Consider the following 22,566-nt stretch of genomic DNA (forward strand, 5'->3'; position numbering starts at 1 on the left):
AGGCGGCGGTCGTTCGCGAACTCCGGCTCGGGGCCGGAACGGCTCACAGCTCGTACACCTCGCCGTCGACCGCGAGCGGCTCCTCGAACGCCTCGTCGGCGGGGTAGAAGTGCGCGAGGTGGACGAGCCGCGTGCGGTCGGCGTCGAGGTCGTCGGCGAGCGCGAGCGCGCCCTCCCGGGTCATGTGCTTCGTGCCGAAGGTCCGCGGGACCCCGTCGGGGCCCTCGTGGCGCCCGCCGATCGGGTGGTGCTCACAGAGCGACGCGGGGACGATGGCGTCGGCGAGCAGCAGGTCGGGGTCGGCGAGCGCCTCGCGGGAGCGCTCCGGGACGTCGTAGCTGGTGTCCCCGGTGAGCGAGAGCGTCGCGCCCGTCTCGGGGTCCTCGATGACGACGCCGTAACACAGGAGTGGCGGGTGGTCGACGGGGACGAACCGCACCTCGAACCCGCAGGTCTCGAAGGGCTCGAAGGGGTCGCGGGCGTGGACGCCGATCCGGTCTTCGAGGTAGTCGTACTTGCGCCGGATCGTCTCCGCGACGCTCTCGTCGGTCGCGGGGTCGGTCTCGTTCGGGGCGTGGACCGGGAGCCCGTCGACGAGCCGGTAGGCGTTCCCCAGCCCGTCGAGGTGGTCGAAGTGGATGTGCGTCACGAGCCCGGCGTCCGGGAGCGGGACGTCGGCCGCGAGGAACTGCTGTCTGAAGTCGGGACTGAAGTCGACGAGGAGCGATTCGCCGGTGCGCTCGTTGGCGACGTGGACGGAGAAGCGCGACCGCGACACCCCGCGCTCGCGGGCCGTAACGCAGGTGTCGCAGTCGCAGCCGACGGTCGGCGTCCCCGTCGTATCGCCCGTCCCGAGGAGGGTGACCCGCATGGATCGCGGTGCGGGGGCCACGGCCTTAGCGTCCGCGGTCGGGATCGGCGGAGATCGGGGATGACCGCGACCGCGACCCCGACGTATAACCCCGAGCCGGACGGAGCGAAACCATGCACACCAGTCGCAGCCTCACCCTCGCGCGGCTCCCCTCGGGCGTGCCGATCCGGACGACCGTCCACGCGTACGGCGACGGCGAGCTCGTCGACGGCGACGACGGCCCCGAGCTCGACGCGCCCGGAGATTCGCCGGTGGTGTACGCGCAGGCGGCACAGCACGGCCGAGAGGTGAACGGTGCGGCGGTCCTCCGGCGTCTTCACGACCGTCTGGTCGGCGGCGACGGAGGGGGAAGCGCCGACAGTCCGACGGCCGCCGACCTCGACGGGACGCTCGTGACGGTGCCCGTCGCCGACCCGCTCACCTTCGACCACGTCTCGTACACGACGCCGGAGTCGCTCGACTCGCGGCAGCCGAACATGAACCGGTGCTGGCCCGGGGACCCCGAGGGCTCGCTCCACGAGCGGATGGCGGCTCGACTCTGGGGGTTCGCGGGCGCGGCGGACGCGATCGTCGACCTCCACACCGGGTCGCCGGCGATGGCGACCCACACGGTGTACATGCGCGGCGACGGCGCCTGTCGCGAACTCGCGGCGGCGTTCGGCACCGACCTCCTGCTCGCGGAGGCCGCGGGTGACGACGCCGACACCGAGTGGGACGAGCGCGGGTTCGCCGGGAAGCTCCGGGTCGCGGCTACCCGCGAGGGGATCCCGACGATCACGCCCGAGCTCGCTCACAGCAAGGAGATCGTTCCGGGAGCCGTCGAGACCGGCGTCTCGGGGATGCTCGGCGCCATCCGGCACGAGGGGCTCCTTTCCGGCGAGCCCGAGCCGTGGGACGGCGTCGTCGCGCGCAACCACCTCGGCCGAGTGATCGCCGACGATTCCGGGCTGTTCGTTCCGGAACCCGACCTCGCCGTCGGCGATCGGGTGACCGAGGGCGAGCGCGTCGGCGAGGTGTTCGACCCGACGACGTTCGAGACGCTTCAGGTCGCGCGCGTCGACCGCGACGGGATCGCGTACTCGGTCGCGCGGGAGGCGACCGTCACCGCGGGCGCGACGCTCGTCGGCGTCGCGGAGCGGATCGACGGGGAGTGAGCACGAGAAAACCGGTCGACAGTCCGCACTTACGGCCGGCGGACGCGGATCCGTCCGTCGGCCGCGACCGTGACGAACAGCCGCCTCCGGACCTCCCGGCCGTGGACCGCGTCGCCCGCGCGGTCGCCAATCGCTTTCATCAGGTCGGGCGCGGTCTGGTTCACCTTCACGCCGGCCTCGTCGCAGGCGTCGTAGACGCGTTTTGGAGCGTCGTAGAGGTCGGTCCCCGCCTCGATCTCGACGCGGACGGGCGCCGAAAGCGCCTCCTCGAACGCGACCGTCTCGCGGGCGCGCTCGACGTTGTCGCGGGCGCTCGCCTCGACGCTGGAGACGTTCGCGCGCGAGGTGCCGAGCCGGTCGGCGATGTCCGACTGCCGGAGCCCGCGCTCGCGGAGCGCCAACACCTCCGCCTGCCGGCGGGTGAGCACGCTCTCGTCGGCGTCGAAGCCGGAGCGCTCCAGAATCGAGTCGGCGTCGACGTCCGCCGGGTCCGGTCGTCCGTCGTCTGCGGCCATGTGATCACCGACGGGCCGGCCGGTCAAAAAACGGCGGTTTCGCGAGGGGGTCGCGGACGTGAATATCGGCGGCCCACGCGACCGATCGACGGCGTCCGGACTGTCCGTGGGGTGGGGCTCCCCCGGGACGCCGTCACTTGCCCCAGAAGTTCTCGCGGCTGCCGAGCCGCTCGCGGTCCGTGCGGTCCGGGCGACTGCGTTCGTCGTCTTCGTCGTCGTCGCCCGCGGCGGTCGTCTCTCCCTCCGCATCCTCCTCCGGGTCGTCGGGGAGGCGCTCGATCACTTCCTGTGCCGTCGCGTGGCTGGACTTCACGCGGTGGATCTTCACCTCGGCGCGCGCCGGCGGGAGGAGCCCGTCGACGAGGACGATGAAGCCGTCGTCGGTTCGGCCGACGCCGGCGCCGCTCTCGTGGATGTCGTCGACCTCGACGACGACCGCCTCGCCGGGCTGGACCGGCTGCTGTTTCAGCTCGTAGATCGGCATGTCGTAGTGGTTACACCACTCCGCGCCGCCTTTGTTGCCGTAGTGTTGACACCCCATCCCCTGGATCCGTTCGTCGAAGCTGGGGCAGTCGTCGGCGAGTGGACAGTCCGCCATACCGTAGGGGAGACCGGCCGCCGTTGTAAACGTTTTCGACTCTCAGGCCGAAGTTCGCGAAAACGGCCGATTCACGCGGGCGAGCGGCGGCTGCTTCGAGAGGCGGGAAAGAAAGGCGGTGCCGGCGGGCGCCGAGGCGGCCTCACAGGAACTCGCGGACCTCGGAGTACCACATGTCGTGGTGGTCGACGGCGTCGAGCGCGTCCGCGACGTCGACCGCGATGGCGTGCCAGCAGCGCTGGTCGGGGTCGTCGGCGTCGAGGTTGTACGTCGCGTCGGCGCAGTTACACTCCCCGTCCTCGACGACGTACTCGTCCTCGTGGCCGACGACGACGGTGAAATCGCGGTAGCGCTTCACGCGCCCCTCGCCGACGGCCTCGATGGCGCGCTGGCCGCGGTCGCCGTGCGCCTCGACGATGGCCGCGGCGATCGGGCCGGTCAGCTCGCCGGCCTCCTCGATCGCCGAGCGCCAGTCGTCGACCGGCTCCATGTCCGCCCGTTCTCGGGCGGTCGGTTAAACAGCGTCGGTCGGATCGGTCCGGGACGGACCGTGTGGGGGCGAGTAGGATCTCGCGCTCGGAGCGCGGACCGAACCCGCCGGTGTCCGGGACGGACCGTGTGGGGGCGAGTAGGCCGAGACGGACTGCGTCGGGGCGGGTAGGCCGAGACGGACTGCTCGGGGATAGGCCGAGACGGACCGCGTCAGGTCGAGCGGGTCGAATCGAACCACCCGACGGGTGGTTTCAAGCCGCTTCCCCGCCTCCGTCCGGCATGAACGAGATGTGCCAGCATTTGACGTACCGCGAGTCGGGCGACGGGAAGTCGTTCGAGACGGCCCGCGCGTTCTGTACCGTGACGGAGTCGTTCGTCCAGCCCATGCGCGCGGACATCTGTAACGCGCGCTACGATCTCGACCCCGCGACGGACTGCGAGTTCTACGTGGACTCGCAGGCGGAGCCGGCGGACGACGCGAGCCCCGACGCCGACCGATGACCTACGACGACTACCTCGACGGGAAGCCGGCGATCGTCACCGCGGCACTCACCGGCGGCGTCCACGGGAAGGAGGCGCATCCCGACCTCCCGGAGACGCCGGCAGAGATAGCGGCGGCCGCGGCCGCCTGCGAGGAGGCGGGCGCGAGCGTGCTCCACCTCCACGCGCGGCGGGACAACGGGGAGCGCGCCTTCTCGGCCGAGCGCTTTCAGGAAGTCGCGGACGCCGTTCGCGAGGCCACCGACGACGCCGTTCTCCAGCACTCGACGGGCGGGACGGCGGCGCCGGACGCCCTCCGGCACGAGCCGCTGCGGACCGACCCCGCGCCCGAGATGGCGTCGCTCGACATGGGCCCGCTCAACCGCTACGACCGGCTCACCTCGGAGAACACGCGCGAGCTGGTGGCGTCGCTCCACGCGGAGATGAAAGACAGGGGGATCAAGCCCGAGTTAGAGGTGTTCAACGACGGCCACCTCAACGAGTCGCTGGCGATCCTCGACGACCTCGACGACCCCCCGTACCTCAACTTCCTGTTCGGCGGCGGGACCACGTCACCGCCGCACCCGCGGAACCTGATCAACCGGGTCGAGGCGCTGCCCGAGGGCGTCGAGTTCAACGTGATCGGATTCGGCCCGCACCAGCTCCCGATGACGACCCAGTCGCTGCTGCTCGGTGGACACGTCCGGGTCGGCTTGGAGGACAACCGGTACTACGAGCGGGGTGAGTTGGCGACGAACGAGCAGCTGGTGGCGCGGGCGGCGCGGATCGCGGAGGAACTCGGGCGACCCGTGGCGACGCCGGCGCAGACGCGGGAGCTACTGGGGCTACGCGGTCGGTAACGGAAGTTTGCGCCGCGGCCCTCGACAGCGATACGATATTTAAATAGAGAAGTGAGAGATGTCGACGATTGCTTATACACAGATGTCCCCGTTGAAATCCAATATTCAGGTGCGTTTTCGACTGAAACAGCCGGTCGATGATAGCTGCGAGTACGTCATTACAGAACGTTGAGAAAATGTGAATATAATTATATATTCTGCTGTCCAATTGCCCAAAATGACGTGTACCCACTGCGGGGCGGCAGAACCCGACGACTATACATTACGATTCTCTCCTACAGAGAGGGACCCTCAAACGGTCGAATTAGAGCTGTGCGATGAGTGTATCGAACGATTCCTCGCCGAAGAAAGCGCAGAACTCGTTTCTCCGGACATCGTGGCGATTGAGGATACCCTATCTGATGAAATTCTTGGTAACCATCGGTAGGCGGGCGTTCTGTACCGACCGGTAGGTGGGCGAAGTATGTCGCTAGCAGAGGAGTTCGACAGAGCCAACGATTTATACATAAGCGGCTGAGATTTCGGCTCCGCTCACCCCAGAATCGTCGACCATTTATAAGCGACCGCAGCCGAAAACGCCCGGTCCTACTCCAGGACGATCAGCACGTCGCCCATGTCGACGCTGTCGCCCTCGCCGACGTGGACGCTCGCGACGGTGCCGCCGCGCTCGGCGACCACGTCGTTCTCCATCTTCATCGCTTCGAGGACGCAGACCACGTCGCCCGCGGCGACCTCGTCGCCCTCATCGACGTCGACCGAGAGGATCGTCCCCTGCATCTCCGCGTCGATGGCCTCGCCGCCCTCCGCGACGTCGACGCCGCCATCGTCGCCGTCGTCGTCGGATTTCGCCTGCGGGGGGCGCTGCGCGCCGCTGCCGCCTCCCGCGCCGCCCTCGGGCACCGGGATCGCGGGCGCGCCGCGCTCCTCCAGCTCGACCTCGAAGCGCTTGCCGTTCACCTCGACGGTGAACTCGCGTTCGGTCACCTCCTCCTCGTCGTCGCCCGTCGAGGCGGACTCCGTGCCCCATTTCTCCTGCGCCTCGGCGACCAGCTCCCGGTCGAGCTCCTCGTCGAGGTACTTCGTCGTGTGCGTCCCGTCGACGAAGCGCTCGTCGTCGAGCATGAGCCGATGGAACGGGACGATCGTGACGACGCCGTCGAGCTCGTACTCCGCGAGCGCGCGCTTCGAGCGGGCGAGACACTCCTCGCGGTCGCTCCCCCACACGATCAGCTTCGCGATCATCGAGTCGTAGTCGGTGACCAGCTCGTCGCCCTGCCGGAGCGCGTCGTCGACGCGCACGCCGATCCCGCCCGGCGGGTCGTACGTCTCCAGCGACCCCTCGTTGGCGGGCTGGAAGTCGTTCGCGGCGTTTTCCGCGTTGATCCGGAACTCGATAGCGTGCCCCTCCAGCTCCACGTCCGCCTGCGAGACGGAGAGCCCCTCGCCGCTGGCGACCCGGAGCTGCTCTTTGACGATGTCGATCCCCGTCAGCTCCTCGGTGACGGTGTGCTCGACCTGAATCCGGGTGTTGACTTCGAGGAAGTAGAAGGGCGTGTCGGGACCGAGCGGTTCGTCCGGGTCGCGGTCGGGGTCCTCCTCGACGAGGAACTCGACTGTCCCGGCGTTGGTGTAATCGGCGGCGGCGACGCCGCGGCGGGCGGCCTCGCCGATCTTCTCGCGCAGCTCGTCCGAGAGCGCGGGGGAGGGTCCCTCCTCGATCACCTTCTGGTGGCGGCGCTGGAGCGAGCAGTCGCGCTCGCCGAGGTGGACCACGTCGGACGTGTCCGCGGGTCCCTCGCCGTCGTCGCCCTCGTCCGCGACGATCTGCACCTCGACGTGGCGGGGGGTCTGGAGGTAGCGTTCGAGGTACACCGAGTCGTTCGAGAAATACGCCTCGCCTTCGCGTTTCGCGGATTCGAGCGCCTCGGCGGCCTCGTCCGCGCTCTCGACGACCTTCATCCCGCGGCCGCCGCCGCCCCCTTCGGCCTTGATCGCGACGGGGTAGCCGTACTCGTCGCCGAACTCCGTGACTGCCTCGACGTCGGTGACCGGCTCCGTCGTCCCGGGGACGATCGGGACGTCCGCGTCGTCCATCACGCGGCGGGCATGCGTCTTCTCCCCGAGCCGCTCCATCGCGTCGCTTTCGGGGCCGATCCACGTGATCCCGTCCGCCGCCTCGACGCGGGCGGCGAAGTCGGCGTTCTCCGCGAGGAAGCCGTAGCCGGGGTGGATCGCGTCGGCGCCGGCCGAGCGCGCCGCCTCGACGACGGCCTCGCCGTCGAGGTACGAGTCGGCAGCGCGGGCGGGGCCGACGTTGTACGCCTCGTCCGCGTACCGGACGTGGCCGCCGTGCTTGTCGGCGTCGCTGTAGACAGCGACGGTGTCGACGCCCAGCTCCGCACAGGCGCGCATCACACGGACCGCGATCTCGCCGCGGTTCGCCACGAGAACCTTATCGAACATTCCTGTCGGTTCTTCCACCAACTGCTACCAAACTCTGTCGGTCCGTGCCGAGACGGTTAAGGGGGCCGCGGACGCCACGGTGAGGTATGCTCGACGCCGGAAATCCGTACGTGCTGCCGTCGGTACTGGTCGGCGCCGCCGTCTACCTCGGGCTCACGGTCGCCACGGACGTCTCGCTTCCGATCCGGATCGCCGCCCTCCTCGCCTTCGTAGTCGTCGTCCCGACGGTTCTCAACCGGCTGTTCGGCGGCCGAGGGGAGCCGACGAGCCCGGGTGACGACGAGCCCAGCGGGGAGTGATCGCCGCCCGCGACGGATCGAGAGAGATGTTACCACAGGTATATATGCCGGCGGGCGTATCTGTAAACGCGCCCTGAGTCAGGGCCGGGTCGACGGCGCGACGATCTGACGCCGCGCTGTCGGGGGAATGTACGCGGCCGGACGCCCCCGCGTCCGGCGACACCGTTCGACGTGTCGAGTACCCGACCAGCGACGGCGCTGTCGCGTGTCGAGCCCGAAAAATCGGCGCCGCCCTCCCGCTCAGAACCGGTCGCTGCGACCGGCCGCGGTCCACGGGTCCGCGGGCGCGTCGGCGGGGACGCGCACCCGGCGGCGGTGGAGCCGGTCGATCCGCCCGGCGAGCGCCCAGATCCCCTCGTCGCGGCCGTCGTCCGCCTCGCTCGCGGCGGCCGCTGCCGCCGCCAACTCGCCGTCGCGGAGGTGCGCGGCGACGGCGGCGGCGATGGCGGCCGCCTCGTCGTCGCGGGCGTCGTCGGGGATCGACAGACCGGGGAGCGCGGCCGCTTCGGCGGCGGTCGATCCGGCGTCGGCCGTCCCGGAATCGGCGGGATCGTCGTCGGTCGCCATCAGATCGGGATGTTGCCGTGCTTCTTGGCGGGCTGGTCCGGCTTCTTCCCCTTCAGCATCTTCAGGTCCTCGACGAGGCGCGCGCGCGTCTCGGTCGGCTCGATCACGTCGTCGACGAAACCGCGGTCCGCCGCGGTGTAGGGGTTGGCGAACTCCTCGCGGTACTCGTCGATGAGCTCCTGTCTGCGCGCGTCCGGGTCGTCCGCCTCGGCCAGCTCCTCGCGGTAGAGGACGTTGACCGCGCCCTTCGGCCCCATCACCGCGATCTCCGAGGTGGGCCACGCGTAGTTGACGTCGCCGCCGATGTGTTTCGACGACATCACGCAGTAGGCGCCGCCGTACGCCTTCCGGGTGATGACGGTGAGCAGCGGGACGGTCGCCTCCGAGAAGGCGTACAGCAGCTTCGCGCCGTGACGGATGATCCCGTTGTGCTCTTGGTCGGTGCCGGGCATGAAGCCGGGAACGTCCTCGAAGGTGAGGATCGGGATGTTGAACGCGTCACAGAAGCGGACGAACCGCGCGCCCTTCTGGCTCGCCTCGATGTCGAGCGTGCCCGCGTTCACGCGGGGGTTGTTCGCGACGACGCCGACGGAGTGGCCGTCGAGCCGGGCGAAGCCGACGACGATGTTCTTCGCGAAGTTCTCGTGCACCTCGAAGAACGACCCCTCGTCGACGACGCTGCCGATCACGTCCTTCATGTCGTACGGCTTCCGGGGCGCGTCGGGGACGATCTCGGCGAGCTCGTCGTCCGCGCGCTCCGGGTCGTCCCACGGCTCGACCCGAGGCGGGTCCTCCACGTTGTTCGCCGGGAGGTACGACAACAGCCGCGCGATGTTGTCGAGCGCCTCCTCCTCGCTCTCTTCGGCGAAGTGCGCGACGCCGGAGGTCGACGAGTGGGTGACCGCACCGCCCAGCTCCTCGAAGCTCACCTCCTCACCGGTGACCGTCTCGATGACGTCCGGCCCGGTGATGAACATGTGCGAGGTGTCTTTCACCATGAAAGTGAAATCCGTGATGGCGGGCGAGTACACCGCGCCGCCGGCACAGGGCCCCATGATCGCCGAGATCTGGGGTATCACGCCCGACGCCTCGGTGTTTCGGCGGAAGATCTCGGCGAAGCCGGCGAGCGAGGCGACGCCCTCCTGAATCCGGGCGCCCGCGGAGTCGTTGAGGCCGACGACCGGCGCGCCCACGTCCATCGCCTTGTCCATCACCTTACACACCTTCTCGGCGAACACCTCGCCGAGCGACCCGCCGAAGACGGTGAAGTCGTGCGCGAAGACGAACGTCTTCCGGCCGTTCACCTCGCCGTAGCCGGTCACCACGCCGTCGCCCGGGATCTGCTGTTCCTCCATTCCGAACGTGTGGTTTCGGTGGGTGCGGAACCGGTCGAACTCGTGGAACGTGCCGTCGTCGAGGAAGTAGTCGATCCGCTCGCGGGCGGTCATCTTCCCCTTGTCGTGTTGTGACTGGATCCGGTCTTCGCCCCCGCCCTTCGCCGCCCGCTCGCGGCGCTCTCGGAGGTCCTCGATACGGTCGTCCATTGTCACGGCGGACCACCCTGCGTCATTACCTCGTGGGTCGGCGACCGCCGTCAAAAGGGTTCCCCTATCCGACGTTTTCGACCTCGACGGACGTCGAACACGGCCGCGACGCCGGCGGCGGCGAAAAGCGGGGACCCGCGACGACGCCGCGATCACCGCGGAACGGCCCTGTCTCGGGTTCACACGGCGACCGGCGGTTCGACGCTTTTAAACCTCCGATGAACCACTCTCCGATGAGACAGGCTTCGCCTGTTTCACTGACCCGTAGGAGCGACCTGCGTACTACGGAGGTGAAAATGGCAGACACAATACAAGAGGCCGTAACCCTCGCACTCGACGATGCGCCCGAGCGGAACTTCCGCGAGACCGTGGACATCGCGATCAACCTGCGAGACCTCGACCTCAACGATCCGTCGAACCGTATCGACGAGTCCGTCGTGCTGCCGGCTGGAACGGGGCAGGAGACACAGATCGTCGTCTTCGCGGAGGGCGAAACCGCCGTCCGCGCACAGGACGTCGCTGACGAAGTGCTCGACAGCGACGACCTCGAAGACCTTGGAGACGACGACGACCGCGCAAAGGATCTGGCCGACGAGACCGACTTCTTCGTCGCGGAGGCCAACCTGATGCAGGACATCGGTCGGTACCTCGGTACCGTCCTCGGTCCGCGCGGGAAGATGCCTACCCCACTACAGCCGGACGACGACGTCGTCGACACAGTCAACCGGATGAAGAACACGGTGCAGCTCCGGTCGCGCGACCGGCGCACGTTCCACACCCGCGTCGGCGCCGAGGACATGGGCGCCGACGCGATCTCGGACAACATCGACGTCATCATCCGGCGGCTCGAAGCGAACCTCGAGAAGGGCCCGCTCAACATCGACGGGATCTACGTGAAGACCACGATGGGTCCCGCGAAGGAGGTGCCCGTATGAGCTCGGTCCGCAAGACCGAGACGATCCCCGAGTGGAAACGGGAGGAGGTCGACGAGCTCGTCGACTTCATCGACTCCTACCAGTCCGTCGGGATCGTCGGCGTGGCCGGCATCCCGAGCCGGCAGCTCCAGGCCATGCGCCGGGAGCTCCACGGCTCGGCGGCCGTCCGCATGAGCCGCAACACGCTCACGAACCGGGCGCTCGACGAGGTCGACGACGGCGTCGAGGCGCTGACGGAGTACGTCAGCGGCCAGGTGGCGCTCGTCGGCACCAACGACAACCCGTTCGGCCTCTTCAAGCAGCTCGAAGCCTCGAAGACGCCCGCCCCGATCAACGCGGGCGAGGTGACCCCCAACGACATCGTGATCCCCGAGGGCGACACCGGCGTCGACCCGGGACCGTTCGTCGGCGAGCTCCAGACCGTGGGCGCGTCCGCCCGCATCATGGACGGCTCGATCAAGGTGACCGAGGACTCGACCGTGCTGGAGGAGGGCGAGGTCGTCGACGACGACCTCGCGAACGTCCTCGTCGAGCTCGGCATCGAGCCCAAGGAGGTCGGCTTGGACCTGCGCGCCGTCTACTCGGAGGGCGTCTTCTTCGAGCCGGACGAGCTCGAAATCGACGTCGACGAGTACCGCGCGGACATTCAGTCCGCCGCGGCCGCCGCGCGCAACCTCTCGGTCAACGCCGCGTACCCGACGGCCGCCACCGCCGGCACCCTTCTCGCGAAGGCGTCCGGCGAGGCGAAGTCCGTCGGCCTGTTCGCGGAGATCGAGAGCCCGGACGTCGTGCCCGACCTGATCGGGAAGGCCGACGCCCAGCTGCGCGCGCTCGCGGCGCAGATCGACGACGAAGAGGCGCTCCCTGAGGAGCTCCAGGGCGTCGAGGCCGCGCCGGCTGCGGAGCCGGCCGACGACGACGCCGACGAGGAGGAACAGGCGGACGAAGCAACGGAAGACGCCGAGGAGGCCGACGACGACGCCGACGACGACGACGGCGACGACGGCGGCGAAGGTCTCGGCGCGATGTTCGGATAACACGAGGTACACACCAATGGAATACGTTTACGCTGCGCTCATCCTGAACGAGACTGGCGAAGAGATCAACGAAGACAACGTCACCGGCGTGCTGGAAGCCGCCGGCGTCGACGTCGAGGAGTCCCGCGTCAAGGCGCTCGTCGCCGCGCTGGAGGACGTCGACATCGAGGAGGCCATCGAGACGGCCGCCGCGGCCCCGGCCGCCGGCGCGTCCGCCGGTGGCGCCGCCGACGCCGACGCGTCGGCCGACGAGGCTGACGACGACGACGACGAGGCCGGCGAGGCCGACGCCGCCGACGAGGCGGACGACGACGAGGAAGACGGCGACGGCGGCGAAGGGCTCGGCGAGCTCTTCGGTTAAACCGGCGTTCCGGACGCCGACCGCGTCGACCGACCACCGATTTTTGCCGACGAGTCAGTATCCGGAGTGATAACGCCGTCCGCGAGTTTATATGTCGATCTCGAAAACGGTGAGTCGATGAAGATCGTCGACGGCGACAAAGCGGAGTGCGACCGCTGCGAGTCGGTGTTCCCGCTCGCGGACGTCTCCCTGTTGGAGAAAGAGACCAACCGCGACTACGAGCGGGTGCTGTGCGGGGAGTGTCTCAAGATCGTCGGCGTGCCGCGCGGATACACCCTACGGCGAGACATCACTCACCTCGCGAAGTGAGCCGCCGAGCGGGGCGCCCATCGAAGTCCTTTTTAAGCGGCGACGGGAAGCCGCACGCATGGAAATCGACGCGGAACTCCGTCGGCAGATCGGGGTCTCGCTGGCGGCGGCCGCGGTGTTCATCGTCGGATTAGTCGCGATCGGCGTCACCTTCGGCGGGTCGACGGTCCTCCCGGAGGCGGGGGCGATCGCGCTCGTCGCGCTGTTGGCCGGGTTCGTCCTCCTGATGGCCGGCGTCGGGACGTACCTGATGCGCGCGAAAGACGAGTCGTAGCTCAATCCGTCGTTCGCGTCCCGTTCGTCGCCTTCCGACCCGTAGCGTTCACGCTTCTTCCGCCTCGTCCGTCGCTCGCCCGTCCCGCCAGTCGGTCACCTCGTCGGCGGCGGCCACCCGCTTCTCGTAGTACGAGAGGGGGTCGGCCGCGACCTGCATGTGGTCGTCCTCGTTGTGGCAGATCCCGTAGTTCGCGAGCGTCTCGCAGGTCGGCGGCGGGTACTGCGTCCCCCGGTCGTCGGTGAGGAACTCGGTCTGGTAGCGAATGCCCTCGGCGTCGAGGCTCGTGTCGGCGCAGAAGGCGACGACCTCGTCCGGGCTCATCCCGATGCCGACGAGAAACGCCATCAGCGCGAACGACTCGGCCGCCGAGAGGGCGACGTCGCGCTCCGCCTTCTCGATCAGGTTCGTCATACACGGCGGGAACAGCGCGGGCGCGACGACATCCGGCGGCTCGGCGTACGTCCGCTCGGAGAGCAGCCGTCGGAGGTCGGCGACGCGCGACTCCAGCGCCTCGGCGATCCCCTCGTCGGCCGCCAGCTCGAAGGGGAGCCCCTCGGCGACGCGCTCCTCGACGGCGGCCTCGAGCGCCGCGAGCAGCTCCTCGCGGGAGACGCGCACCGCGCCGTCGGCGAGGGCGCGGTTGACGAGCCGCCACGACTCACCCCACTCGGGCGAGGTGAGCCGGAGGTACGGGCCGACGTCGATCCGGTAGTGGTCCGGGTCGCGACCGGACGTGGTCCCGGCTGCGCCGCCCCCGGCCGTGCCGCTCCCGGTCCCGCGGCTCGCCCTGCTGCCGGCCGGCGCGGTCGCGTCGGGGCGCACGGCGGCCGCGAGGTCGAACTCGGCGAGCAGGTCGTCGAGCGCGACGGTCGCGGACGACACCGACCGCAGCTCGTCGTCGGTCGCGAGGTCGCGGCGGACCCGCTCCATGGCGGTCGCCGCCTCCGCGGCCGCGTACTTCTCGATGGCGGGGTCGGAGTCGAGCAGCGAGACGAGGATCCGCGCGATGGGGTACGAGAGCAGCTCCGCCTGCGCGTCGTACGCCGACTCGCCGGGGAACGCGCCGCTCTCCGAGGCGACGGTCCCTTCGAGGAGGGCGCGCTCGACGCGTTCGCGGGCGCGCTCGACCGCCGGGGCGTCGGCCGCGACGAGCTCCGGCAGCGACACCGCGGCCTCGGCGACGGCCTCGCGGGCGCTCGCGAAGAACGGGTACTTGGCGTCGAGCGCGTCCATGTCGCTCCGAGGTAGAGAGGGCCGGCGAATAAGCGGTGCGGTCCGCGGGCGGTCCGCAGGCGGTGCGGGGGCGGTCAGGGCGATCCCCGGACAGTCAGGGAGATCCCCGGACGGTCAGAGTGGGCGCGGTTCGACCGCGCCGACTCCGGGAGCTACCCGTCGGTCTCCTCGATCGCGGCGCCGGGGGCGTTCGACTTGACGCTTTCGAGCCCCTGTTTCGCCTTCTGTTTCGAGGCGTACCCCTGCCCGGAGTCGGCGATCACGTTGCCGTTGTCGTGGCGGAGCCGCCAGCGATACTCGTCGGCCTTGTCGCGGAACAGCTCGAAGACGGCGTCGCTTCCGCCCTCCTCGGGAGCCGCCTCGTCCCGGGAGACGTCGATCGCGTGCGCGCCGGGGGCGTTGCGCTGGACGCTCTCGATCCCCGACTGGGCGTCGCGCTTGTCGGAGTACCCCTCGCCGCCGTCGGCGATGATGTTCCCGTTGTCGTGACGGAGCCGCCAGCGGTACTGGTCGGCGCTGTCGGCGTACAGCTCGAAGGTCCCCCGGCTCGCGGCCGCGTCGTCGTCGATCTCCGCGTCCTCGTCGGGCCACTCCATCTCGACCTCGAAGTGGACGGTCCCGTCCTCGCGTTCGAGCTCGACCTCGACGTCGCCGGTCGGCGCCGGGTCGACCGTCACCGTCCCCCCCTCGTCGACCGGAACCGGTTCCCCCCGCCCGAGGGCGCGGGCGATCCGGCGGAGGTACGTGGCCAGTCCCTGTCGGCTCCGCGACCGCTTCTCTTCGTGGATAGTCTCCTCTGACATACAAGAAAAGCGGTCACAGCCGTGAAACAAAAGCGTATGCCCGATCTCGGGTGTCGTCGGCCGCAGATCGGCCTCATGATTCGGAGTCCGGCGGCGTCTCGGCGAGTTACGTCGCGTCCGACCGCTCCGCGATGATCGTCTCGCCCGCGCGCACGGCGTCGCCCTCGGCGACGAGCAGGTCGTCGCGGGTCACGTCCGCGGGCAACACCACGTCCGCGCGCGAGCCGAACGAGACGTGGCCGACGCGGTCGCCCCGCTCGACGCGGTCTCCGGGCTCGACCGACGGGTGGATGCGGCGGGCGAACCAGCCCGCGATGACGAGCAGCTCGTACTCGCCGAAGTCGATCGCGACCTGTTCGTTGCGGTCCGACTCCTTGTCGAACGCCGGGCGGTTCGCGCCGGGGCGGTGCCGCACCTCCCGGACCTCGCCCGCGAGCGGCGCGCGGTTGACGTGGACGTCGGTGACGTTCATGAACACGCCGACCCGGAGCCGCGAGCCCTCCTCGCGGACCACCGAGACGGTCCCGTCGGCGGGAGCGACGACCGTCGCGTCCGCCTCCGGCGGCTCGCGCTCCGGGTCGCGGTGGAACCAGAGGATCGCGAGCGCGAGCGCGACCAGCGCGCCGCCGAGCGGCGGGACGAACGGCAGCGCGACGGCGCCCGCGAGCGCCGGGACGAGCGCCAGGTCCCACGCCGCGTCGACCACCGGGAACGGGAGGAGCCGGGCGAACGGCGGCGTCCGGCTCACGGCGCCACCTCCGCGTCGCGCAGTTCGGGAGAGAGCTTGGTCCGCCCCGCGGCCCACGCCGCGAGCAGGTGGACGAGGTGGGTCGTGTCGTCGAGCCCGTCGGACAGGTCGAGGTCGGCCTCGCCCGCGAGCGCGTGGAGCCGCGCGAGGTCGTCGCCGCCGTACTCGGAGCCGGCGCGGGCGACGCGGAGCGTCTCGCGGAGCAGCTCCTGGCCGTCGTACCCCTCGTCAAGGAGGTCGTCGAGCGTCGACCGGGCGTCCTTCAGGTCGCCGGCGCGGGCGTCGGCGAGCGCCTCGCGGAGCGCGTCGTCGTCCCCCACCTCGCCGAGCGTCTCGTAGGCGGTCGACATGGTGATCTCGTCGCCCGCGACCGCGGTGGCCTGCGCCGAGAGGATCGCCTCGCGGAGGTCGCCGCCGGCCGCGCTGGCGACGAACTCCAGTCCGTCCGCCTCGTACGCGACGCCCTCGCGGTCGCAGATCGTTTCGAGGACGTCGATCGTCTCGTCGGTCGTCGGCGAGCGCACGCGGATCGGGAAACAGCGCGACCGGATCGGAGCGATGAGCTTCGAGGGCTGGCGGGTCGCGATCACGAACTGCGTGGTCCGGTGGTGCTTCTCCATCACGCGGCGCAGCGCCTGCTGGAAGTCCTCGCGTATCGCCTCGGCGTTGTCCAGCAGGATCGTCTTGTACTCGCCGGACATCGGGGCGTACGACGCCGACTCCTTCAGCACGCGGTTTATCATGTCGCGTTTCGCCATGCCGCTCCGTCCCGCGAGGAACCCCTCGAACCGCGGGTCCGTCCGGATCTCCTTTTTCGTCCGGCCGAAGAAGTCCGCGACGTTGATCTCGATCAGGTCGGCGTCCGGGTCGGCGTGCGACGCGTCGGCGAGCGCGCGCGCCGCCGCCGTCTTCCCGACTCCGGGAGGGCCCTGAACGACGAGGTTCATCGGCTCGTCGACGGCCCGGCGCAGACGGCCGCGGGCCTCGTCCTGCCGGATCTCGTCGAGATCGGGCGCGTGTGCGTCCGTCCACAGCGGTCCCTGCATTACCACCAGTTCCGGGCCGCGCGGTCAAGAATCGGTCGGTCGCGGCGCCGCCGTCGCGGCCGGGGAGCGCGCCGGTACGGCGGGCGCGGACTCCCTACCGGCGCTTCGCGCGCTCGACGGCACGGCCCCAGAGGTACGCGGTCACGAGGAGCCCGTACGCGAGGACGAAGGTCCCGAACAGCGGGCCGGCGCGCGAGACGGTAAAGAGCGCGCCGCCGACGCCGGCCGTGACGACGAGCGCAGTGAACCCGAGCGTCCACCCGAAGAAGTACGCCGCGTGCCCGGCGACCGGCCGGAGGGCCGCCGGCGAGAACGCTCGGCGGAGCGAACCCTCGCGGCCGTAGGTCGTCAGCGATATCGGGGCGAGGTACGTGCCGAGGATTCCGACGAGGAGGACGGCCGTCGAACCGGCGAGGATGCGGCCGACCGGCGCGTTCGCCCCGGGCTCCAGCGAGACGATGCCGTAGAGGGTGACGAGGAGGGCCGCGAACGGGACGCCGAGGAAGACCAGACAGACGACCAGCCCCCCGAGCGACCGCCGGACGAGCGTCCGCCCGTCGGCGAGGAACTCCGGGATCGAGTCGCCGCGTTCGCTGGCGACCAGCACGCGGACGAGGTAGCCGACGACCGGCACCGCCGGGAGGACCGGGACGACGACCGACAGTGCGAGCAACAGCCAGACAGCGAGGAGGGGCCGCTCCGCGGCGTCGCCGGCGATCGGGTACGTGACGGCGGCGATCGAGGGGCGCATGGGTACGCTCATCCGCCGGACCGTAGTATGCCCGTCGGTCCGCCTCCGTGCGGGCGGGGGGCGACTCCGCGGACGCGACCGAGCGGCGCGGAATCGGCACTAGGAGGTTTGAAAGCGGGGAAAAATCGGTTTTAGAAATTGTTCTGGAGTAATGAGTAAGTATATATGCCAAACGTCCATTGACCAACGTGAAGTACCATGACAGACCAAGACTCGCGGTTATCTCGGCGCCACTTCGTCGGCGCGACTGGGGCAGCGACGCTCGCAGGGCTCGCCGGCTGTTCCGGCGGCGGAGACGGGGGAGACGGCGGCGACGGCGGTGACGGTGGCGATGGCGGCAGCGGCGGAGGGGGGAACACGCTCGAAGTGCTCCACGGTTGGACCGGCGGCGACGGCGCGCGCGGCGGAGGCGCTCGTCGCTGCGTTCGACGAGGAGTACCCGGACGTCGAACACGAGTTCAACCCGATCGGCGGCGGCGGGAACCAGAATCTCGACGCGGTCGTCGCGAACCGACTTCAGAACGGGGACCCGCCGAGTTCCTTCGCCAACTGGCCCGGCCCGAACCTCCAGCGCTACGAGGGCGTGCTGGGCGAGGTCGACGACGTGTGGGAGTCGGAAGGCTTCGAGGACGTGATGGTCCAAGAGGCGGTCGACCTCCACCAGTACAACGGCGCCTATCGCGCGGTTCCGCTGGGCTCGCACCGCCTGAACTGCCTGTTCTACAACACGTCGGTCGTCGAGGAGGCGGGGGTCGACCCCGACTCGCTGACGAGCGTGTCGGCGCTGATCGACGCGCTGGAGACCGTCCAGAACGAGACGGACGCGATTCCGATGACCCACGGCGCGAGCGGCACCTGGACGACGACCCAGCTGTTCGCCTCGACGATGCTCGGTCAGGAAGGGTACGAGGCGTACATGAACTTCCTCGACGGGAGCCCCGACGAGGCGGCCGTCCAGGCGACCTTCGAGTCGCTCGCGGAGATCCTCGGGAACTACATCAACGAGGACGCCTCCTCGATCGGACTCACGGAGTCCAACCAGAACATTATCGAGGGGAACGCGGCGTTCATCCACCAGGGTAACTGGGCCGCCGGCGCCTATCGGAACGCCGAGGACTTCAACTACGACGAGGACTGGGGCTTCAAGACGTACCCCGGCTCGGAGGGCATGTACATGCTCCACTTCGACTCGTTCCTCTACCCCTCGAACAACCCGAGTCCGGACGTGACGGACCAGTTCATGGCTTTCGCCGGGAGCGAGGCGGCGCAGGTCGCGTTCAACCAGTATAAGGGGTCGATCCCGACGCGCACCGACGTCGACATGAGCGAGTTCGGGCCGTACCTCCAGGAGACGCAGCAGGACTTCGCCGAGGCGGACGAGCGGCCGCCGAACCTCCAGCACGGGCTGGGCGTTCCCTCGGAGACCATGACGGCGCTGAACGACGTGATCTCCAGCGAGTTCTCCGGACCGTACAACGTCGAGGCCGCGGCGGAGGGCTTCGTCGACGCGGTCTCTAACTGACACCGGTCACCGATGCGACCGGCTTTCGGCGGTTTCGGCACACGACGAACCATATGACACGGAACACTGACACCGGCGACGACAGTGGCGACGCACTTCCCGACGGTGGCGTCGCGGAGAGCGGACAGCGCTCCGGGTTCAGCCCGGTCTCGGCGCTGAACGAACGCTTCGGCAGCGACTTCGTGGAGTCGTCGCAGTTCTGGCTGCCGCCGTTCCTGCTGGTGGGTCTCTTCGTCTACGGCGCGATCATCTGGAACCTCCTGATATCGCTGACGGATTTCACCGGCTTCGGGACCCCGGACTACGGCGACTTGGACCTCGAGATGTACAGCCGCGCGTTGGCGGACAGCGGATTCGTCGACGCCGCGATCAACACCTTCATCCTGCTCGTTGGGTTCACCCTGGTGACGCTGGCGCTCGGCCTCGGCCTGGCGATCCTGATCGACCGCAACATCCGGTTCGAGAACACGTTCAGGACGATCTACCTGTTGCCGATGAGCCTCTCGTTCGTCGTCACCGCCCAGTTCTGGGCGTGGATGTTCAACTTCAACAACGGGGTGATAAACATCGTCATCACGTCGCTCGGCTTCGGCCGAGTCGACTGGATCGGGAATCCCGACATCGTCCTCTGGGCGGTGATGTTCGCGCTGATGTGGCAGTTCGCGGGGTACGCGATGGTGGTGTTCCTCGCGGGCCTGCGGGCCATCCCGGACGAACACTACGAGGCGGCGAAGGTCGACGGCGCCTCCACGGTCAGGATGTACTGGCGCGTGATCATTCCCCAGCTGAAGGGGTCGACGATCAGCGCCTCGGTCGTCCTGATGGTGTTCGCCCTGAAGGCGTTCGACTTCCTGTACTCGCTCGTCGGCGGGTACCGACCGCCGAACGGGGCCGACATCCTCGCGACGAAGATGGTCCGTGAGGCGTACGCGAACCTGAACTGGGCGTACGCCTCGGCGGTCGCCATCACCCTGTTCCTGATGACCCTCGGCATCGTCGGACCGTACCTCTACTACCAGTACAATCGGGGGAACCTATGAGCAACGACGCACGAACCGACGGCGGCACGGCATCGGCGACGGACACCGGCGCGTCAGCGGGAGCGCTCGCCCGGATCGACGGGTACCGAATCCTGCTGTATCTCGGGCTGGTCGGAATGTTGGCGTTCTTCCTGATTCCGATCGAGTCGGGGCTCGTCACCTCGTTTAAGACGCCGGGCGGCGTCTCCGGGTCGCTTCCCTTCGCACCGCCCACGTCGAGCACGTTCACTCTCGAAAAGTGGCAGTCCGCGTTCGACGCGCTCGGGCGGGGACTGATAAACAGCGCGCTGTACGCGATCCCGGCGACCGTCATCTCGGCGCTGCTCGGAAGCTTCGCCGCCTACGGGATCACGCAGTCCAACTGGAAACAGAAGTACAAGGCGCCGCTCCTCGCGCTGTTCGTCGCCGGGATTTTCATCCCCTATCAGGCCGTTCTCGTGCCGCTCTCGCAGTTCTGGTCGATGGTCCCGCTCCAGGAGTGGCTGGGATTCCTGTGGGCGCTCGGGATCAACAACGACTACGTGGGCGTCATCGAACTGATCGTCACTCACGTGGCGTACGGACTGCCGATCTGTACCGTTCTGTTCAGGTCGTACTACAAGAACATGAGCGAGGAGATGATCGAGGCCGCGCGGCTGGACGGCGCGTCCATCCGCCGGATCTACCGCCGCATCGTGCTCCCGCTCTCGGGACCGATGTTCGCGGTGGTCCTCATCTATCAGTTCACGCAGATCTGGAACGACCTCCTGTTCACGCTCGTGTTGGTTCAGACCGAATCCAGCGCGGCGGCGCCGATCGTGTTGATCCTCGCCGGACTGGGGACGTCGCTCGAAGGCCAAGACTTCGCGCTCCGAATGGCGGGCGCGTTCATCGCCGCCCTGCCGACGCTCGCGGTGTACATCGCGTTCGGCGAGGAGTTCGCCGAGGGGGTGGCGACATGAACGCCGCCGCTCGCCAGCAGCAATCCATGACTCGACAGCTACCACGCAGCCGACCGGAGGTATCGCTCGCAAACCGTCGCGCCGCTCCGTGGGGGCGATAGCATGGGAACGCTCGAACTCGACGGCGTGACCAAGGTGTTCCCCGACGGCGACGGCGAGGTCGTCGCCGTCGACGACGTCAACATCGAGATGCGCGACGGCGAGTTCCTCGTCGTCGTCGGTCCCTCGGGCTGTGGCAAATCGACGACGCTCCGGATGGTCGCGGGGCTGGAGACGGTCACCAGCGGCGAGATCCGGCTCGCGAGCAACGTCATCAACGACGTGAAACCCCAACACCGGGATATCGCGATGGTGTTCCAGTCGTACGCGCTGTACCCGCACATGACGGTGAAGGGGAACATGGCGTTCGGCCTCGAAGAGTCGACGGACCTCTCCGACGAGGAGATCGAGACGCGCGTCACCGACGCCGCGGCGACGATGGGTATCGCCGAACTGCTGGACCGGAAACCGTCCGACCTCTCCGGCGGCCAGCAACAGCGGGTGGCGCTCGGGCGGGCGATCGTCCGCGACCCAGAGGTGTTCCTCATGGACGAGCCGCTCAGCAACCTCGACGCCAAGCTCCGGTCGGAGATGCGGACGGAGCTCCAGCGCCTCCAGAGCGAGCTCGACGTGACGACGATGTACGTCACGCACGACCAGACCGAGGCGATGACGATGGGCGACCGCATCGCGATCCTCAACGCCGGCGAGCTCCAGCAGGTCGCGACGCCGCTGGAGTGTTACCACGAGCCGGCGAACCGGTTCGTCGCCGGGTTCATCGGCGACCCGTCGATGAACTTCTTCGACGTCGAACGAGACGGTGACACGCTCATCGGCGACACCTTCGACTACCCGCTCTCCCAGTCGACGCTCGACGACATCGGCGACGTGACCGACCTCACCCTCGGGATTCGGCCCGAGGACATCACCGTGACCGAGGACGCGAGCGGCGACCACACCTTCTCGACGGTCGTCGAGGTCGTCGAGCCGATGGGCGACGAGAACACCGTCTACCTGCGGTTCGAGGACGCCCCCGAGGGCGAGACGTTCATCGCCACCGTCGGCGGCCTCCAGCGGATCTCGGTCGGCGACGAGATCAGCATCGAGATCCCCGAGAAGGCGATCCACCTCTTCGACGGGAGCACGGGAGAAGCGGTCCACAACCGCGACATCGAGGAGTAGCGCGTCTGTATCGCGGCTCGGCCGGTCGACCGGCGCCGGCAGCTCCCGCGTTCACTCCCGGATTCGTTCTACCTCGCGCCGGATACCCTCACGGACCCTGTCGGCGACGTCGCCGTCCGGGTCGTCGACCGTCTCGGCGTCTTCGGTCTCCAAGAGTCGGTCCAGCTTTCGCTCGAACGTTCGTTCGTCGATGTCGCCGCGCGCGTAGCGCTCGCGGAGCGCGTCGAGCGCGGGGTCGCCGGTCGCGTTTTCAGTATCGGCGGAGTCGTCGTCCGGGACCGGCTTCGTCAGCGTGTGGAGGACCGGGAGGAGGATGACGAGGCCGAAGAACCACACGAGCGGGAGGGTCCACCAGAGGTTGGTGAGGAGGGGCGCGGCGACGCCGGCGCCGACGACGCAGAGCGCGAACACCCGCCGCCAGCGGTGGCGGAGGTTCCACGCGATCCGGCGGGCGAGTCCGGTCATGGTCGAGGCGACGCCGGCGACGCGGAAAGCGGTT

25 protein-coding genes and 1 pseudogene are annotated in these 22,566 nt (G+C 69.0%); 13 read left to right on the forward strand and 13 right to left on the reverse strand.

The window, feature by feature from the left end:
• Positions 1 to 43 precede the first annotated feature (43 nt).
• Positions 44 to 871 (reverse strand): MBL fold metallo-hydrolase, encoded by an 828-nt coding sequence (locus EXE46_RS00065; RefSeq protein WP_137686466.1) that lies wholly within the window; start codon positions 869 to 871, stop codon positions 44 to 46.
• Positions 872 to 984: 113 nt separating this feature from the next.
• Between EXE46_RS00065 and EXE46_RS00070 the strand changes: the two genes are divergently transcribed.
• Complete coding sequence (locus EXE46_RS00070; RefSeq protein ID WP_137686467.1) at positions 985 to 2,025, forward strand: succinylglutamate desuccinylase/aspartoacylase family protein; 1,041 nt, start codon at positions 985 to 987, stop codon at positions 2,023 to 2,025.
• Positions 2,026 to 2,054: 29 nt separating this feature from the next.
• Here EXE46_RS00070 and EXE46_RS00075 read toward each other — a convergent pair whose 3' ends face one another.
• The 3 genes from EXE46_RS00075 to EXE46_RS00085 form a co-directional block, all read right to left on the reverse strand.
• Entirely contained in the window at positions 2,055 to 2,540 is a 486-nt protein-coding gene (locus EXE46_RS00075) for a Tfx family DNA-binding protein (RefSeq protein WP_137686468.1), read from the reverse strand.
• A 133-nt stretch (positions 2,541 to 2,673) separates the two neighbouring features.
• On the reverse strand, positions 2,674 to 3,138 hold the full coding sequence (locus tag EXE46_RS00080) for a TRAM domain-containing protein (RefSeq protein WP_137686469.1): 465 nt from the start codon (positions 3,136 to 3,138) through the stop codon (positions 2,674 to 2,676).
• Between the two features lie 142 nt (positions 3,139 to 3,280).
• The gene (locus tag EXE46_RS00085; RefSeq protein ID WP_137686470.1) at positions 3,281 to 3,628 is read right to left on the reverse strand and encodes a hypothetical protein; all 348 of its coding nucleotides are present in this window, start codon (positions 3,626 to 3,628) and stop codon (positions 3,281 to 3,283) included.
• A gap of 281 nt (positions 3,629 to 3,909) precedes the next feature.
• On the opposite strand from EXE46_RS00085, the gene EXE46_RS00090 reads away from it, so the two are divergent.
• On the forward strand, positions 3,910 to 4,131 hold the full coding sequence (locus EXE46_RS00090; RefSeq protein WP_137686471.1) for a hypothetical protein: 222 nt from the start codon (positions 3,910 to 3,912) through the stop codon (positions 4,129 to 4,131).
• Positions 4,128 to 4,970, forward strand: a complete 843-nt coding sequence (locus EXE46_RS00095; RefSeq protein WP_137686472.1) for a 3-keto-5-aminohexanoate cleavage protein — start codon at positions 4,128 to 4,130, stop codon at positions 4,968 to 4,970. Before EXE46_RS00090 ends, EXE46_RS00095 begins: the two co-directional genes overlap by 4 nt.
• A 585-nt stretch (positions 4,971 to 5,555) precedes the next feature.
• Here the strand turns inward: EXE46_RS00095 and EXE46_RS00100 are convergent.
• A complete protein-coding gene (locus EXE46_RS00100) occupies positions 5,556 to 7,433 on the reverse strand; it encodes an acetyl-CoA carboxylase biotin carboxylase subunit (protein ID WP_137686473.1) in 1,878 nt (625 codons plus the stop codon).
• Between the two features lie 86 nt (positions 7,434 to 7,519).
• Here EXE46_RS00100 and EXE46_RS00105 point away from each other — a divergent pair, with 86 nt between their 5' ends.
• Positions 7,520 to 7,732 carry a hypothetical protein gene (locus EXE46_RS00105; protein ID WP_137686474.1) on the forward strand — a complete coding sequence of 71 codons (213 nt, stop codon included), beginning with the start codon at positions 7,520 to 7,522 and terminating at the stop codon, positions 7,730 to 7,732.
• 240 nt (positions 7,733 to 7,972) lie between these two features.
• Here EXE46_RS00105 and EXE46_RS00110 read toward each other — a convergent pair whose 3' ends face one another.
• Together EXE46_RS00110 and EXE46_RS00115 are read right to left on the reverse strand one after the other, a co-directional pair.
• Positions 7,973 to 8,299, reverse strand: a complete 327-nt coding sequence (locus EXE46_RS00110; protein ID WP_137686475.1) for a hypothetical protein — start codon at positions 8,297 to 8,299, stop codon at positions 7,973 to 7,975.
• Positions 8,299 to 9,843, reverse strand: coding sequence for an acyl-CoA carboxylase subunit beta (locus EXE46_RS00115; RefSeq protein WP_137686476.1), 1,545 nt, complete (start codon positions 9,841 to 9,843; stop codon positions 8,299 to 8,301). Before EXE46_RS00115 ends, EXE46_RS00110 begins: the two co-directional genes overlap by 1 nt.
• A 296-nt stretch (positions 9,844 to 10,139) precedes the next feature.
• On the opposite strand from EXE46_RS00115, the gene EXE46_RS00120 reads away from it, so the two are divergent.
• The 5 genes from EXE46_RS00120 (at position 10,140) to EXE46_RS00140 (ending at position 12,759) form a co-directional block, all read left to right on the forward strand.
• Positions 10,140 to 10,778, forward strand: coding sequence for a 50S ribosomal protein L1 (locus EXE46_RS00120; protein ID WP_137686477.1), 639 nt, complete (start codon positions 10,140 to 10,142; stop codon positions 10,776 to 10,778).
• Positions 10,775 to 11,815, forward strand: coding sequence for a 50S ribosomal protein L10 (locus EXE46_RS00125; RefSeq protein WP_137686478.1), 1,041 nt, complete (start codon positions 10,775 to 10,777; stop codon positions 11,813 to 11,815). The genes EXE46_RS00120 and EXE46_RS00125 overlap by 4 nt, the downstream gene beginning before the upstream one ends.
• A 16-nt stretch (positions 11,816 to 11,831) precedes the next feature.
• The gene (gene rpl12p / locus EXE46_RS00130; protein WP_137686479.1) at positions 11,832 to 12,176 is read left to right on the forward strand and encodes a 50S ribosomal protein P1; all 345 of its coding nucleotides are present in this window, start codon (positions 11,832 to 11,834) and stop codon (positions 12,174 to 12,176) included.
• A gap of 117 nt (positions 12,177 to 12,293) precedes the next feature.
• Complete coding sequence (locus EXE46_RS00135; protein ID WP_137686480.1) at positions 12,294 to 12,485, forward strand: hypothetical protein; 192 nt, start codon at positions 12,294 to 12,296, stop codon at positions 12,483 to 12,485.
• A 58-nt stretch (positions 12,486 to 12,543) separates the two neighbouring features.
• Complete coding sequence (locus EXE46_RS00140) at positions 12,544 to 12,759, forward strand: hypothetical protein (protein WP_137686481.1); 216 nt, start codon at positions 12,544 to 12,546, stop codon at positions 12,757 to 12,759.
• 48 nt (positions 12,760 to 12,807) lie between these two features.
• Here EXE46_RS00140 and EXE46_RS00145 read toward each other — a convergent pair whose 3' ends face one another.
• The 5 genes from EXE46_RS00145 to EXE46_RS00165 form a co-directional block, all read right to left on the reverse strand.
• The gene (locus EXE46_RS00145) at positions 12,808 to 13,995 is read right to left on the reverse strand and encodes a DNA primase (RefSeq protein WP_137686482.1); all 1,188 of its coding nucleotides are present in this window, start codon (positions 13,993 to 13,995) and stop codon (positions 12,808 to 12,810) included.
• Positions 13,996 to 14,147: 152 nt separating this feature from the next.
• Positions 14,148 to 14,798: an HVO_2922 family protein gene (locus EXE46_RS00150; protein ID WP_137686483.1), complete on the reverse strand. Its 651-nt coding sequence runs from the start codon at positions 14,796 to 14,798 to the stop codon at positions 14,148 to 14,150.
• Between the two features lie 106 nt (positions 14,799 to 14,904).
• Positions 14,905 to 15,546: a protein sorting system archaetidylserine decarboxylase gene (locus EXE46_RS00155; RefSeq protein WP_137686484.1), complete on the reverse strand. Its 642-nt coding sequence runs from the start codon at positions 15,544 to 15,546 to the stop codon at positions 14,905 to 14,907.
• On the reverse strand, positions 15,543 to 16,592 hold the full coding sequence (locus EXE46_RS00160) for an AAA family ATPase (RefSeq protein WP_137686485.1): 1,050 nt from the start codon (positions 16,590 to 16,592) through the stop codon (positions 15,543 to 15,545). The genes EXE46_RS00155 and EXE46_RS00160 overlap by 4 nt, the downstream gene beginning before the upstream one ends.
• A 94-nt stretch (positions 16,593 to 16,686) precedes the next feature.
• A complete protein-coding gene (locus EXE46_RS00165) occupies positions 16,687 to 17,343 on the reverse strand; it encodes a DUF4013 domain-containing protein (protein WP_137686486.1) in 657 nt (218 codons plus the stop codon).
• Between the two features lie 198 nt (positions 17,344 to 17,541).
• Here EXE46_RS00165 and EXE46_RS00170 point away from each other — a divergent pair.
• The 4 genes and pseudogenes from EXE46_RS00170 to EXE46_RS00185 all read left to right on the forward strand — a co-directional run bounded on the left by EXE46_RS00170 (position 17,542) and on the right by EXE46_RS00185 (position 22,067).
• A pseudogene (locus EXE46_RS00170) lies at positions 17,542 to 18,865 on the forward strand (ABC transporter substrate-binding protein).
• 53 nt (positions 18,866 to 18,918) lie between these two features.
• A complete protein-coding gene (locus EXE46_RS00175; protein WP_137686487.1) occupies positions 18,919 to 19,905 on the forward strand; it encodes a carbohydrate ABC transporter permease in 987 nt (328 codons plus the stop codon).
• A complete protein-coding gene (locus EXE46_RS00180) occupies positions 19,902 to 20,846 on the forward strand; it encodes a carbohydrate ABC transporter permease (protein WP_137686488.1) in 945 nt (314 codons plus the stop codon). Before EXE46_RS00175 ends, EXE46_RS00180 begins: the two co-directional genes overlap by 4 nt.
• A 102-nt stretch (positions 20,847 to 20,948) precedes the next feature.
• A complete protein-coding gene (locus EXE46_RS00185) occupies positions 20,949 to 22,067 on the forward strand; it encodes an ABC transporter ATP-binding protein (RefSeq protein ID WP_137686489.1) in 1,119 nt (372 codons plus the stop codon).
• 51 nt (positions 22,068 to 22,118) lie between these two features.
• Here the strand turns inward: EXE46_RS00185 and EXE46_RS00190 are convergent, their stop codons facing one another.
• Positions 22,119 to 22,532, reverse strand: a complete 414-nt coding sequence (locus EXE46_RS00190) for an SHOCT domain-containing protein (RefSeq protein ID WP_137686490.1) — start codon at positions 22,530 to 22,532, stop codon at positions 22,119 to 22,121.
• Positions 22,533 to 22,566: the final 34 nt, after the last annotated feature.

It is taken from the genome of Halorubrum sp. GN11_10-6_MGM (assembly GCF_005435165.1).
In the GTDB taxonomy this organism is placed as follows: Archaea; Halobacteriota; Halobacteria; order Halobacteriales; family Haloferacaceae; genus Halorubrum.